The following is a 14,867-nucleotide window of genomic DNA, read 5'->3' on the forward strand; positions in this document are numbered from 1 at the left end:
CTCTGGATTCATCATTATGAAAAAGAATACGTTAAAACTTTTCTCCACATTATTTTTGGTTGAAGCGCTGCAACTGGCGATGGCTGCTCCTGCTTGGGCTAATGATCCAGCGCTAGATTCACTGCTTGAGCAGGCTAAGTATTGGCACGAAAAATCTAATCCATCGCTGGCACAAGAGTCGATTCAAAAAGTACTGATGGTAGACCCAAATCAGCCAGATGCACTGTATCTGATGTCACTTTGGGCACAAGAGCGTGGTGATATTGCTGAGAGTGCTCAGTGGAAAAGCCGACTAGAGAAAGCGCACCCAAATGCGCCACAGCTTCAGCAGTTGACTCGTTCGAAAGCTCTAGGGCAATTGTCACAAAGCGGAATTGAACAAGCACGTCGTCAGGCTCAATCTGGTGATATCAAAGGTTCGATAGCGACTTGGGATGAACTGTTTAAAGGCAGCGAGCCACCGATTGAGTTGGCACCTGAATATTATCTAACCATGTCTGGCGATAAAGATCTCTACAATAAAGCGGTGTCAGAGTTGGGCAAACTCGCAAAGCAAAACCCGAACAATAGTGCAGTGGGTGTTGCTTATGGTCAGGTGTTAACCTACCGCAGTCCAACACGCCGTCAGGGAATTAGCCAGCTCGAACCTTATTCGCAACAGAGCAAATCAGCATCTGACTCTTTACGTCAGGCGCTACTGTGGTTAGAACCAAAGGAATCTGATGAACGTTATTATCAACGTTGGGCGTTAGCACATCCACAGGATAAAGCGGTTTTAGATCATTACAAAGCAGCTGTGGGTGGGGATATCAAACGCAGCGGTTATAACGAGTTGAATCAAGGCAATTTGGATCAAGCGGAAGTTGAATTTCAACGTGCGTTGGCAAAATCGCCGAATGACGCAGACGCTTTGGCCGGTATCGGTTATGTGGCACTGAATAAGGGCGACTACTCAAAAGCCGCAGATTACCTTAAACGTTCAGCGGCTCAGGGTGGAAATCAGGCCAGCAAGAGACGTGAACAAGCAGACGAAGCACAGTTTCTTGCTCAGTTAGAACAGGCAAAATCTGCCTATCAAGCTGGCAACACTGCACAGGCTTTAGAATTAAGCGCACCATTAGCAAAACGCAAAGGTGAAGCTGGACGAGGAGCAAAACTGTTCCGAGCGGATGTACTACGTCACAACGGTGACTACGCACAAGCTGAAGTATTGCTGCTTAACGTTTTGGATGAAGAACCTAATAATCAGGCTGCTAAAGAAGCTCTGTACTATGTTTATGCCGAACAGAACCAGACAGAGAAAGCTAAGAACTTGCTGAGCTCTCTGCCGCAGCAAGTCCAGAGTCGAATCCGTAAAGCCGATAGCTATAGCAATATCCGTGATCTGGCCAAAATGGCGGTCGATGCGGGCAACATCGAAACCGCTATTGTGATTTTGGATAACGGCCTCCAGCGTTTGCCGAATAACCCTTGGCTTCGATTGGAGTTAGCTCGTCTTTATCTACAACAAGGCGATGCTGTTGCAGCACAAGGAGTTATTGCTTCTCTGGAAAGTGAGCAAGCGAGTGCCGAAGATTTGTATGTGGCGGGGCTTTATCACTCAGGTCAGGAGCAGTGGAAGCAAACCAATCTTTTGCTATCTCGTATTCCAGAATCCGAGCGTAATGCTCAAACCAACGCTTTGTACAAAGAGTCAAAGTTCTATCTCGACTTGGAGTTAGCGAGCTCTCATATTACTCATGGACAAATTCCTCAGGCGCGACAAACGCTAAAAGCAATGCAGCCGCAAGCCATCGAGAAACCAATTTGGGCCGGTAAACTTGCTCAATTGTTGATGAAAACAGGTGATGTTGATCTAGCTATTGATGTGATTGATGCGAGTCAAGCGCGAGGTGTTGAGGGCAATGCTGGTGACTATGCCGACCAAGTGTCTGTGCTATATCAAGCGGGGCTGAAACAGCAAGCACAAGATCTGCTGAATCATCCACAAATTATTGCCAACAGTACGCCGTTGCAACTTGCACGAGCTCGCAATGTGTATGTGATTAACCAAGCGGATACATTACGTGAGCAAGGCCAGTACGCGCCAGCGTATGACATGCTGACTGCCGCTCTGCAAACCGATCCAACAAGCAAAGAGCTGATGTTAGCTATGGGACGTTTGTATCAAAGCGGTAAGCTGAATGATCAAGCAGAAGTGGTATATCAATATCTGTTGGACAATCAGAAAGATACACCGGAGCAGGATGCATTGGTTGGCGCAATCAATATTGCTCTCGTTAAAGGTGAAGCGAGTAAAGCGCGTGAGTTGTCAGGTCAGCTGCAACAGGTGAACTCACCTTCGCGTTTGCTATTAATTGCTCGTATTGATGAAGCTCAAGGCCAACATGCTCAGGCAATGGCTAATTTACGACAAGCTCGTGCACAGTTGCTTGGTTTGCAATCAACTCACGCGAGTACTTCGCCTATGGTTGGCGGCTTGGTGATGGCGGATAACCCATTTGCTACCTCTCAAAGTGCTGCAAATCCTAATGTCGATCCATCCGTATATGGAACGACTATGCCATGGCAGGTGAGCGCGCAAACATCTGCTAACGGGGCATATATAAACCAACGTGCGGATCTTCCTCAGCCAACCGCAGAGCAGCAGACACTGGCGGATGTAAACCGTTTAATGATGCAAATATCTGATCGCACATCGAGCTGGATTCAAGGTGGCATTGAAATTCGCGGGCGTGACGGTGAAAACGGTCTGAGTCGTCTGACTGAAGCACGCGCTCCGATGGAATGGTCGACAGTACCTTTTGGAGATGCTCGATTTGCTATTAACGTTGCACCAGTAACTCTGGATGCCGGTACCTCTTCTGGTGATGCAAATCGTCGATTCGGTACAGGTGCTTTAATTCAAGGAGAAGTGGCGGAAGCTGAAGGTGTTTCTTCGTTGAGTGGCGACACATTACCTGATGTTGATTCTCAAGGTGGACAACGTCAAAGCGGTGTTGAGTTGGCAATGTCATTGCGAGATCAGTATTACCAGTTAGATATCGGTACAACACCGCTTGGTGCAGAGTTGAGCACATTAGTCGGTGGTGCAAAAGCCATTGCGCCATTAGGTGATTACACAGACCTGTCCTTCTCTCTAGAACGCAGAGCGGTAAAAGACAGCATGCTTTCTTATGTAGGCATGAAAGACAGCTTCTCTGGCCAATACTGGGGACAGGTGACGCAAAACGGCATCAATATTCAACTGAATTACGATGATGGTGATGTTGGATACTATGCTGGTGGTGGTGTTTGGCGTTATGCAGGCCGCAATGTCGAAGATAACGATGCAGTAAAAGTTGAAGCAGGCATGTACTTGCGTCCTCTTAAAGCCGATGACAGACAGTTGCAGATTGGTTCACACATCAGTTATCAGAACTTCGAAGAAAACCTAAGTTATTACAGCTTTGGTCATGGCGGCTACTTTAGCCCGCAGAACTATGTCAGTGTATCTTTCCCTGTGGAATATACGCAGGAGTTTTCGAAGTTGAGTTTGGGTATAGGCGGAGCTTTGGGTTACCAATCCTATAGTCAGGATGAAGCCAATTACTTCCCGGGACAAACTGCAATGCAATCAACTTTGGAATCTTACGTAAGTTCAGGATGGGCAAAAGAGGCGCAATACAGCGGCGAGAGTACCGATGGTATTGGGTATAGTTTCCAAGCGAGACTGGGCTACAAGATTAAGCGTGATTTAACGTTAGAAGCAAGAGTAGCTTATGACACATTCGGTGATTACAATGAGTCAAAAGCGCAACTTTCATTACGCCAGTCTTTCCAAGACTACTAATCTAGCATGATGATAAGCAGAGTACCTTTCACAGTACTCTGCTTATTTTGTATCAAAGGGATGAATGAATTGATGTCCAAGTTTTACAAACAGACGCTCAAAGTTTGGCTGCTGATGCTTTGTGGTATTAGTTCTGCCAGTGCATCTTCACTCGACTGGACTACATTTAAACAACGCTTTATGGCGCCTGACGGTCGTATTATGGACAGTGGAAATCACAACGTCAGTCATACTGAAGGTCAGGGATTTTCTATGTTGTTTGCTGTCGGGGCAAATGACAAAGCATCGTTTGACAAGATTTGGGGATGGACTCAGTCACATCTGAAAGACCCAAAAACTGGCCTATTCTATTGGCGTTATAATCCAGTGATTGCCGATCCTATCGAAGATAAAAACAACGCTTCGGATGGGGATGTCATGATCGCATGGGCATTACTCAAAGCCGGACAACGGTGGAACTATAAGCCTTATTTAACTGAGTCGGATCGCATCGTTCGCGCGGTGCTCAATCACACGGTTATAGACTTTGCAGGTCGTAAAGTTATGCTTCCTGGACGCAGCGGTTTTACCGCGCAAGATTCGATAACCTTAAACCCTTCCTATTTCATCTTTCCTGCTTGGCGCGACTTCGCTGAACGTAGCTACTTGGCTAACTTGTGGACATTGATTGAAGATTCTCAGCAGTTGATGACAGACATTGATTGGGGACAACATCGCATACCGACAGACTGGATAACGCTTTATGCAGACGGAAAAACAGCTCCAGCGACTAAGTGGCCAGCACGAGTGAGTTATGATGCGATTCGTGTTCCTCTTTATATGAAGTGGGATCGTGCGGATAATCCGCTGTTAGGTCGTTGGCAATCATGGTTTTCTGGTTACACACGTTTGAAAACGCCAGCATGGGAAAATATGACTAACCACGAAGTGGCAAATTATCCAATGCGAGGCGGACTGCTAGCTGTGAGAGATTACACTATGGATCAACTCAGCAGCGACGCAACCAAGGTTCGAGCGAGTGATGATTACTATTCGGCTAGCTTGAAGTTACTGGCGGCACTAGCTAACGATGGCTTCTAAGCAAGCATTCAACGCCAATCTATTCATATCTAATTAGGAGCCCTTACATTAAGCGGCTCCTAAACTCTATTTAATCGGCAATCTTTCATTGACTGTAACGCAATACGTTATCAGTCCGGGCTCATCATTTTGTCATTACTCTCCAACAAGGTATGAAACCCTGAGTAGACTCGTGTGAAGGTAGTGAACCAACAGGCGATGCCAAATGCGTAAGCGATGATGGCGAAGTGTTCAGGTAATAGACAAAGTGCGATAAAGCAGAAAATGGTTTCTGTTCCTTCAGTTAGCCCGCTCATGTAGTACAGCGACTTGTTTTTATAAACAGGGTTATCAATGCCTTGTTTACTAGCCATAACGGCGAAAGCTAAAAAGCTAGAGCCAGTTCCGACAAAAGAGAAAATTAAAAAAGCGCCGGCAATGGCATTTTGTTCTGGGTTGGCAAGCACAAAGCCAAATGGAATCAACGAATAAAAGAGAAAATCGAGGCAGATATCGAGGAAACCTCCGGCATCAGTCATTCCCTGAATTCGTGCTAATGCACCATCTAATCCATCACAAATTCGGTTTAGACAGATCAGTACCAGAGCTAAGTAGTATTGCTCTAAAGCCAATGCCGGTAGCGCGAGAAATCCAAGTGCGAATCCAAACAGAGTCGTTTGGTTAGCTGTGATGCCTATGGCGTCCAAAATCTTTGCGCTTTGATCAAGAGGCCAACGAATGGCTTTAATACTGAATCTATCGAGCATTGTTTCCCTCCCATGGCCAAGTGATGCATCGGCTACCTAAAGGTATATCTTCTTCATCATGAGTCACCATCAACGCAGGTATGTTGGCTTCTCTAAGTTGTTCTTCTACCTGATTTCTAAATTGCTGACGTAGATCTTTATCCAATTTACTGTAGGGCTCATCCAGCAGTGCTACCTTGGGTTTCGCTAGCAACATACGAGTAAGCGCAATACGAGCCCGCTGACCGCCGGATATCTGATCCGGAAATGACTCGGCAATCGAAGTCAGTGCTATCTGTTTTAAAGCGCTCATGGCTTGTTCTTTGCGTTCAACACCTTTGATGGCATCAGGCAGCGCAAAGGCGAGATTCTCCCAAATCGTTAAATGGGGAAACAGTAGGTCGTCTTGAAACAGTATCCCGACCTGACGTTTATGCGCGGGTTGTTGGTTCAAAATAGAGTCATCAAGTTTGATGTTCCCCGAATATTCAAACTCTTGAGACAGGTGACCCGCAATGGCATCTAGCAGCGTTGATTTACCACAGCCACTCGGTCCCATCAATGTAACAATCTCGCCTTTCTCAACATTAAGGCTAAATGCAGTAAACAACGCTTTACCACCCTTTTTACGGATGGCGAGGTTTTCGAGACAAAGACTCATGGGTCAATAAACCTTTAATAGAGAACCTACAGTACTTGCCGTGTGTGCGGCTAAGCAATATGGAAAGTGAGAAGAACAACAAAGGCAATAGTGCTTGGCAGATGGCATAAATGGCCGAGACTCGGCGGTCGAGCCCACTAGAAAGCGCAACGGCTTCTGTTGTAATGGTGCTGATTCGTCCCGCACCAAGGATAAGCGTTGGTAAATATTGAGCCAGACTTACACTTATTCCCACAGCCCAAGCGAAAAAGACAGCAGGCATCAACAAAGGAAGCTTAATGCCAAACCAGACTTTAATCGGTGACTTGCCAAGGCTTAATGCTACTCGCGTTAAGCCATTATCAAAACTGCGCCACGGCCCATCGAGTGACAAATAAACATAAGGAAAGGCAAAGAATACATGCGCCCAGCAGACCCAAAATAGATATAGCTCGCTGTTGATATAAAGCGTCGCAATCTGAATGCCAAACAGGATCGACAATTGCGGTATCAGCATCGGAATGGCGATGACATAGCTTGGTATTTGGAGACGATAACGTAAGCGATATTCGTGAGCAATGAGTGCAAACATCAACGCAATAGAAGCACTGATGACGCCAATGGTAACACTGTGCACAAGAGTGTCAGTGATTGCTTGCCACTCATATTGCCAAAATTGCGTACTGTAACGGCTTGGCAATAGGTCGGGAAAGCGCCAGCGCTGTGCAAAACTCCAGAGAATCATTAATGGAACCATCAATATCGCAAGTAAAGTAGTGACATAAAACAATGATTTTCCGGGTAAAGATAACCCCTCACGTCCTGAAAACTGCCAATCTCTAAACCTTTTCGTTACAAACCATTCCACTAGACGGGTAAATCCAAGTAATAAGCTTGCAAGGATAAACAGAACCACAGCACCGGCCGCTGCTCTAGGAAGTAAGGATAAGTCTGGGTCATTGAACCATTGCCACACTAAAACGGAGAAAGTGGGTGGGTTCGTTGGCCCTATGATGAGTGCAACATCAACTACGGAAACGCTGTAGGCGATAACAGCGAACATGGGAAAGCGAAGCTTTACCATCCATTGCGGGAAGATGGCTTTCCACCAACATTGTGTAGAGCTGTAACCCAGTGAATGGCTGACTTTTTCAATTTGATTCACTCTGAGCTGTTGCAAAATAGGGATGCTCATAAGTAACAAAAAGGGCACTTCTTTTAGCGTCAGCATTAGGGTTAAGCCCAGAGCGTAGGGATCTTTGACCAGTAACGCTAAGTCATCGACCCCGTTACTATTCACATCGTATCCGAACCATTCGAACAAAACGCGAGCTCCCATGCCGGTTGGGGAGAATAGAAAGGCGAAACCAATAGCGAATGCGACGTGAGGCATAGCGAGTAAAGGCGAAAGTGATACTTCAATTTTTCGCCATACGCGAGTATTCCAGCAGGATTGAAGAATCGCAAAGGTAATTAGGCACGCAAGATAGCTGCTTATGACAGCAGAACACAACGTCAGGCAGAGAGATATTCCTACACCATGCCAGTTAAAAACTTCTGCGAATCCTGATAGAGAAAATGCGGATAACCCAATCGCGGGTACATAGCCAAACGCCGATACAACCACTCCAAGTAACCCCGGAATGGTAGGTAAAACGCAGACAGCGATAATGACTAAATATAAAACGCGTAACATGGGTTAGTTTTAGTTTCCGTAACGTTTAAGCCACTCTTTTTCGAGCGCAACTTGCCAACTAGGGTGAGGTTCTGCAACCGATTTGAACTGCTTTGTGTTTTTAGCACTGCCAGTTAAATATTGATTACTCAGCACAGAAGGGTCACCCCATACCGTTAGCTCTCCTTTGCGAGATTGCGCTTCTGGGCTTAATAGGAAGTTAATCGCAACTTGAGCGCCGGCACTGGCATTCGCATTCCAAGGAATCGCAAGGAAATGAATGTTAGATAGAGCACCAGAATCAAACGCATACGCGTTGGTGGTATCGGCTAAATTTCCGCTGGCCTGTGCAGAATATACAGCGTTTGGGTTGAAGGTTATCGCCAAATCAATCTGACCATCATCAAGCAACTGGATCGTTTCACTCGTACCTGAAGGGAACTGTTTTCCACCACGCCATGAAACCGGATGAAACTCGTCTAAGTAATTCCATAATGGTTGAGTGACCAATGCAAAACTGGATTCGTCGACGGGTTTCATTAGTGACGGATCGTTGTTCGTCAATTCAATAAGCAGTGATTTTAAAAAGCTTGTGCCATGAAACTCAGGCGGCTTTGGGTATGTTAAGCGATTTGGAAATGCTTTCGCGTAGCTCAGCATCTCTTGGAAGGATTTTGGCGGATTGTTGAGTTTGGCTCTGTCGTAAATGAACACGAGCTGCCCAACACCCCAAGGCGCTTCGAGTCCTTCGGTAGGTACAGAAAAATCTTTATCAACAGGAAGAGTTTTATCAACATATTGCCAGCTCGGCAATTGTTGAACGAAAGGTCCGTACAGTAAGCCGTTGTCTTTCATGGATTTGAAGTTTTCACCGTTAATCCAAACCATATCGACACTGCCACCACTGTTTTTGTTCGCCGCCTTTTCTGCTAGCAAGCGAGTAGTCGTTTCGGAAATATCGGAAACTTTGACGTGTTTTAGCGTCACGTTATATCGAGTTTTTAACTCGTTCGCTGCCCATTGAATGTAACGGTTTATCTCTTGGCTACCACCCCAAGCATGAAAATAGACCGTCTCGCCGTTGGCTTTTTGTTCCACTGATTTCCAGTCTTCTGCAGTTGCAGAGGCAGTAAACAATGAGGCGATGATTCCTAAAGTACTGACTAACTTTTTCATAAATTTTCCATGTTTATAAAGATAAGCCGGCTATTATTTCACGACGACTTTTATCCTTTTGTTGTACTACTTAATAAGGAACGGATTGTAATGATGCCTATTCGTTTGACTTGAAATTTTTAACGAATTCATAGCATTAAATGTCTCACGTCTAAACCAATTATAGGTGGCAACAGAAATTTGTCGCTCCTTAAAATTAGCTGAGTTGATATAGACCGAACAAGTGACCTTTTTCTTCCAAGTAGAATTAATAAAAGTGTTGAATGGGTAGGTAGGCTAGAGGCTAGAGGCTAGTGTCTAGAAGGGGGCTAGTAACTATCCATTTGAGCGGTAAGTTTTAACAGATAGTCTTCAGCAGGCAGGGGTTCTGAGTAATAGAAACCTTGGATATAGCGGACTCCCAAACCGCGAAGTTGTTCCACCTGTTCATGGGTTTCAACGCCTTCGGCGATCACGCGCATTTGAAGTTGTTTTGCCAGTTTGATCATTGATGTAATCACTGAATCAATGGCAGAGTTTTGCGAGAGACCTTTTATGAACACTTGATCAATCTTAATGGTGTCGAAGGCATGCTGATGGATAAAGTTTAAGCCGGAGTAACCCGTGCCGAAATCGTCCATCGCAATCTTGTATCCGAGATGTTTAAGATGACCAAGGTTGGTTCTTACTATTTCCAATTCTTCAGGAGAGAAGTCGTTATCTTCTGTAATTTCAAGCAGTAACAAGGGAAGTACATGCGGGTTTTTCTGTGCATATCTCTCTAAATAATCAACAAACCTCGGTTTGATAATCAGTGTTCTGCTGACGTTGATACTGATGTACTGGTTTTGGATCAGATGTGGGTTCAAGTTAACAAACTCAGTCACCAGTTTGAATACTTGATGAGTAATTTGCTCTATGACCTGAATACGTTCCGCGAGCGGAATAAAAATAGTAGGCGATATAGCACCATGGTCTGGATTATTCCAACGAATTAATGCTTCGCTGCCCACGATTTTAGGTTCGTCGATATCGACGATAGGTTGAAAGTGAAGTTCTAATTCGTGGTTGTTAATGGCTTCTTTAAGCGAAAACGCAAGGCTATTACGAGTGAGTTTGTAATTTCTGATCGCTTGATAGAGAACAGAGATAATGCTTGCCAGCAAAATGACACGCCATATGTGCTGCCCAAAATGCGTGATATACGAGTGCGGAGTTAAATGAATACGCAGGGAAATTGGGTAACGCTCAGATTTAAAATCATAGGTGCGATAGGCACTGTTGCTGGTGTTCTCTGGGGCGGTTTTGTGCTCCAGAGAATGTTGCAATACATTAACTTGGTAATCGTAAAATTGTTGCTCAAATTTCGATGTAATCAAATCAAGAAAGAGGCTTGGAGGCAGCAGTGCATCAATACCGCTGAGATCTTCTTTAGCCGAATAGATGAATATGGCTTGGTCGTGATTCCGAGTCGGCGCAAAAGCGATGGTAGTGAGTGTTGGTGCTTGATTTAGCTGTCTGATAATGCTTTTTCCAACACTAAAATTAGTCCTGCCTTCATTGCTGGAACAGTACATTCGTCCATTCGCATCAAACAAGCCTACCTCTTTAGCCATCGGTGACTGAAACACATATTGGCGCAAACGTTGAACGTCGCTGGCACTGCAAGTTTTGCCCACTTCATTATTGAGTTTTGCAAGTTCGCTGGTCGTTGTGTCGATGTAGTTTTCGAGGGTTGTAATGGCGGTTTGGCCGAAAATTTTTGCATGTACGCTGGTGTCGTAGATGTTTTTGACAGCTGCAAGCGCAAAAACAATCGCGAAGATGATAAGTACAGGTGTGAGGACACTAATCCGGTCAAATAGATGTTGCCGAGAAGGGTTTATCGAAGCTTCACTAAGAGCGGTATTGTCCATGGCGAAAATTGGTTACTACTGGAATTGGGTACTGATTGAGTTATCACTATATGTGATCCAAGCCTGTGAGTTAACGCCTGATTAGACATAAATGTGTATTAAAACTGAGACAAATGCAAAGCAGTTATTTGAACGGAAAAAAGCTAAATATTTTGTTGTAGGAAAGTGCGAAATAAAAAAGGCATGGGTATTAACCCATGCCTTTACTTACGCATTTTATAGAGTTTAGCCGATGATCATTTTACCTAGCACATAGCCCAAACCACTTGCACTGATAACACCGATCAGACCAACAGACATGAATGAGTGGTTGAAATACCACTTACCAATTTTGGTTGTACCTGTGCTATCAAAGTTCACGGTTGCGATATCTGACGGGTAGTTTGGAATAAAGAAGTAACCGTACAAGGCTGGCATTAAACCGATGAGCAGCGCAGGTTCTAAGCCCAAGCCCAAACCTACTGGTAGCATCATACGTGCTACGGCTGCTTGAGAGTTAACCACTACAGATACGATGAACAACGCTAGCGCAAATGTCCATGGATAGTCCGTAACCATGGCGACGATGCCAGATTTGAACTGGGGCATAGCGTATTGGAAGTAGGTGTCAGACATCCATGCAATACCAAAGATAGCGATTGCTGCGACCATACCGGATTTAAATACCACACCGTTTGGTACGCCGCGAGGGTCGGTTTTGGTTGCAAGCAAAATGATACCACCGAAGCAGAGCATCATCATTTGGATCACAACTGCCATACTGATAGGTTTCGCACCTTCGCCAATTGTTCTGACTTCAGGCACCATCGCTATAAAGACAATGACCAATAATGAAAGGATAAATAGCAACACTGAGTTACGAGCTGCCGCTGGTAGTGTTTCATCTAATGAAGTTGCCGTAGTATTGAGAATTTTGTCACGCCATACCGGATCTGCCAAACGTTCTTGGTACTCTGGATCATCTTCAAGCTCTTTGCCGCGTTTAAGGCTGTATAGAGACATCAACAGGGTACCGAACAAGGTCGCAGGTACGGTCACCATCAAAATAGAAACCAAGGTGATGCTGTGGTTGATATCCGAAAGCTGAGCGAGGTAGTAAACCACTGCCGCAGAAATTGGAGATGCGGTAATAGCAATCTGAGAAGCCACTGAAGCCGCTGCCATTGGGCGCTCAGGACGAATTCCGTTTTTCAACGCAACGTCACCAATGATTGGCATGATGGAGTAAACCGCATGGCCAGTACCCAACATGAACGTCATAGTGTAAGTAACAAAAGGTGCAATTAACGTAACGCGTTTAGGGTTCTTACGCAGTAGTTTCTCAGCCACTTGAAGCATGTATTTCAGACCGCCCGCCGCTTCAAGAATCGAAGCACAGGTAACCACAGCCAAGATGATTAGCATAACGGTGATAGGTGGAGAAGTGGGGGGCATCTTGAAGACAAACACTTCGATAACCAGACCGATACCGGATACAACCCCTAATCCGATACCACCATAACGTGAGCCGATGTAAAGCATCAGCAACAGGAACATAAATTCGACATATAACATATCGGCGCTCTCTAAATTTGACTTGTGGATGGGTACATTGTGTAACCAAATGTGTTCAAATTATGGAGGGCTGTTCACAGAAAAATGCGCTCAAGTAATTGAATTATATGAATCAGATTTGGAGCACATTATTCATCAATTAAGTGATGAAGAGATAAATAAAGTGTTAGTGAAATGTATTGTAATCTCAGGTTGGATGTAAAAAAGCCAAGCGTTTTGCTTGGCTTTTTAGACTTATTTTCAATCCAGAGATCAATCGTAAATTGTTGGGATTGGTTGACGCTTATGTTGGGTCGCTTTGTAGATAGCCACTAGGCGATCAGACGCTTCTTTAGAAACCGGTTTGCCTTCTAAGAAGTCATCAATTTGGTCATAGGTCAGATTCAATGCATCTTCATCGGCTTTCTGTGGAGAAAGCTCTTCCAAATCCGCGGTTGGCGTTTTGTGAACAAGTAAGTCTGGTGCGCCTAGAGCTGCTGCAACTTGACGAACTTGGCGCTTACTTAAACCAAACAGCGGAGCCATATCACATGCACCGTCACCGAACTTGGTGTAGAAACCAGTGATGTTTTCTGCTGAATGGTCAGTACCCAACACTAAGGCACCAACGTAGCCAGCGATTTCATATTGAGCAACCATACGTGCACGTGCTTTTACGTTACCTTTTACAAAATCAAGCTTCTCTGCGTTAGCTGGAAGTAGGCCAGTGTGCGCTAATGCTTCATGCGAAGCCGCATGCAAGCCATCGACGCCTGCTTTAATGTTCACTGACACAGAGTGCGTTGGTTTGATAAAAGATAATGCCAGCTGAGCTTCGTCTTCGTCTTTTTGGGTACCGTAAGGTAGACGAACGGCGATGAACTGGTAGTCATTTGAGTCGCTTTCTTTGTTCAGCGCTTCTACAGCTAACTGAGCTAAGCGCCCACATGTTGTAGAGTCAATACCACCGCTGATACCAAGCACTAGAGATTTGCAGCCTGACTCTAGTAGCTTACGTTTTACAAAAGCGACACGACGCTCGATCTCGAACGCAGGATCGATGCTAGGAAGTACTCGCATCTCATCTCGAATCATTTGTTCCATTGGGTTTCCTTTTCCTGCAAGCATTAACAAACTTTCGTAGTATCATACCTCAATCATGCAATTAGAAAACCGAGAATAGAGATTTCATTCTTAGTAGGGGTAAAGATGGAAAAAATTGCTGTGTTTGGCAGTGCATTTAATCCACCGAGTTTGGGACACAAGAGTGTCATTGATTCTTTGGATCACTTCGACCGCATTCTGCTGGTACCAAGTATTTCTCATGCTTGGGGTAAAGATATGTTGGATTACGACATCCGCTGCCAGCTTATCGAAGCGTTCATTAAAGATATCGGTTCAAGCAAAGTCACTCTGTGCAAAATTGAACAGGAGCTGGTTACACCCGGCAATAGCGTAACCACTCATGCAGTTTTAACAAAAGTTGAAGAAATTTTTCCTCAAGCTGACATCACGTTTGTTATTGGTCCTGATAATTTGCTCAATTTCGACAAATTCTATAAATCCGCAGAGATTTTACAGCGTTGGTCGATCATGGTTTGTCCGGAAAAAATACCTGTTCGTAGTACTGAGATAAGACGACGTTTGTCAGATAACGCTGAAATCAGCGGTTTAACGACCCCAAGTGTTGAAGGGTTATTGCAGCGTCTAAAAGTCTATTAGAAAATCAGCGCTCCAAGAGGTCGGAGCTGCTGTTTAATGAAATCTTTTGCTGCATGCATAATGCTGCTACTGGTTTCAAATTTGGCGAGTGCATGCGAATCCTTTGCGTATAAAGATCCATCGCACAAACCTTTTGAAACTGTAGAGCTATCAGACAGTCGTGTACTTTGTATCTCGTTTATCCACGGATTTGAGTACGCTTCTAAAAAACTCTTTGAATTAGATTTTTTTAAAGATAACGAAAACATTAGTGATTACTGGGGACAGTGGGGTTTTGAACAAGAAGAAGAACCTTTCTTTACTCATAAGATTGCCCAAAGTTACATCGGTGTCGGTGTATGGATGCCCACAAAGCTTTTGAAAGAGCAGGCAGAGATGACGACGGAAGAGTGGTTAAAAAGCCATGGTTTATTGCTGAGTTTAGGCTTTGGCAGTAAGAAAAAAGGCGAACCACGCATGCGAATGGATTATCGTTGGCATGATGACTATGAAGTCGACCTAATGATGCACATAGAAGTGCCATTTTAATTTGAAGTTTTACGAAAAAGAGTCATCCAAGGATGACTCTTTTTTATGTCTGTTGTATTCC

At 44.7% G+C, this 14,867-nt stretch carries 11 protein-coding genes; 4 read left to right on the forward strand and 7 right to left on the reverse strand.

Going from position 1 to position 14,867, the window contains the following annotated elements:
• Positions 1 to 16: 16 nt before the first annotated feature.
• Together ACOSVQ_RS12885 and ACOSVQ_RS12890 are read left to right on the forward strand one after the other, a co-directional pair.
• Positions 17 to 3,832, forward strand: a complete 3,816-nt coding sequence (locus ACOSVQ_RS12885; RefSeq protein ID WP_491982949.1) for a cellulose biosynthesis protein BcsC — start codon at positions 17 to 19, stop codon at positions 3,830 to 3,832.
• Positions 3,833 to 3,904: 72 nt separating this feature from the next.
• Entirely contained in the window at positions 3,905 to 4,912 is a 1,008-nt protein-coding gene (locus ACOSVQ_RS12890) for a family 8 glycosyl hydrolase (protein WP_491982950.1), read from the forward strand.
• Positions 4,913 to 5,022: 110 nt separating this feature from the next.
• On the opposite strand, the gene ACOSVQ_RS12895 is transcribed toward ACOSVQ_RS12890, so the two are convergent.
• The 7 genes from ACOSVQ_RS12895 to nadE all read right to left on the reverse strand — a co-directional run bounded on the left by ACOSVQ_RS12895 (position 5,023) and on the right by nadE (position 13,660).
• A complete protein-coding gene (locus ACOSVQ_RS12895; protein WP_491982951.1) occupies positions 5,023 to 5,658 on the reverse strand; it encodes a CDP-alcohol phosphatidyltransferase family protein in 636 nt (211 codons plus the stop codon).
• Positions 5,648 to 6,298, reverse strand: a complete 651-nt coding sequence (locus ACOSVQ_RS12900) for an ATP-binding cassette domain-containing protein (RefSeq protein ID WP_491982952.1) — start codon at positions 6,296 to 6,298, stop codon at positions 5,648 to 5,650. Before ACOSVQ_RS12900 ends, ACOSVQ_RS12895 begins: the two co-directional genes overlap by 11 nt.
• Complete coding sequence (locus ACOSVQ_RS12905) at positions 6,264 to 7,973, reverse strand: ABC transporter permease (protein ID WP_491982953.1); 1,710 nt, start codon at positions 7,971 to 7,973, stop codon at positions 6,264 to 6,266. Before ACOSVQ_RS12905 ends, ACOSVQ_RS12900 begins: the two co-directional genes overlap by 35 nt.
• Before the next feature lie 9 nt (positions 7,974 to 7,982).
• Positions 7,983 to 9,128 (reverse strand): ABC transporter substrate-binding protein, encoded by a 1,146-nt coding sequence (locus ACOSVQ_RS12910; protein WP_491982954.1) that lies wholly within the window; start codon positions 9,126 to 9,128, stop codon positions 7,983 to 7,985.
• A gap of 308 nt (positions 9,129 to 9,436) precedes the next feature.
• On the reverse strand, positions 9,437 to 11,023 hold the full coding sequence (locus ACOSVQ_RS12915) for an EAL domain-containing protein (RefSeq protein ID WP_491982955.1): 1,587 nt from the start codon (positions 11,021 to 11,023) through the stop codon (positions 9,437 to 9,439).
• Between the two features lie 225 nt (positions 11,024 to 11,248).
• Positions 11,249 to 12,577 (reverse strand): anaerobic C4-dicarboxylate transporter, encoded by a 1,329-nt coding sequence (locus ACOSVQ_RS12920; protein WP_491982956.1) that lies wholly within the window; start codon positions 12,575 to 12,577, stop codon positions 11,249 to 11,251.
• Between the two features lie 252 nt (positions 12,578 to 12,829).
• Positions 12,830 to 13,660 carry an NAD(+) synthase gene (gene nadE / locus ACOSVQ_RS12925; protein ID WP_491982957.1) on the reverse strand — a complete coding sequence of 277 codons (831 nt, stop codon included), beginning with the start codon at positions 13,658 to 13,660 and terminating at the stop codon, positions 12,830 to 12,832.
• A 105-nt stretch (positions 13,661 to 13,765) separates the two neighbouring features.
• Between nadE and ACOSVQ_RS12930 the strand changes: the two genes are divergently transcribed.
• Both ACOSVQ_RS12930 and ACOSVQ_RS12935 read left to right on the forward strand, forming a co-directional pair.
• A complete protein-coding gene (locus ACOSVQ_RS12930; protein ID WP_463598026.1) occupies positions 13,766 to 14,278 on the forward strand; it encodes a nicotinate-nicotinamide nucleotide adenylyltransferase in 513 nt (170 codons plus the stop codon).
• Between the two features lie 36 nt (positions 14,279 to 14,314).
• Positions 14,315 to 14,806, forward strand: coding sequence for a hypothetical protein (locus ACOSVQ_RS12935; RefSeq protein WP_491982958.1), 492 nt, complete (start codon positions 14,315 to 14,317; stop codon positions 14,804 to 14,806).
• Positions 14,807 to 14,867: the final 61 nt, after the last annotated feature.

The organism is Vibrio sp. HM8-C (genome assembly GCF_058630515.1).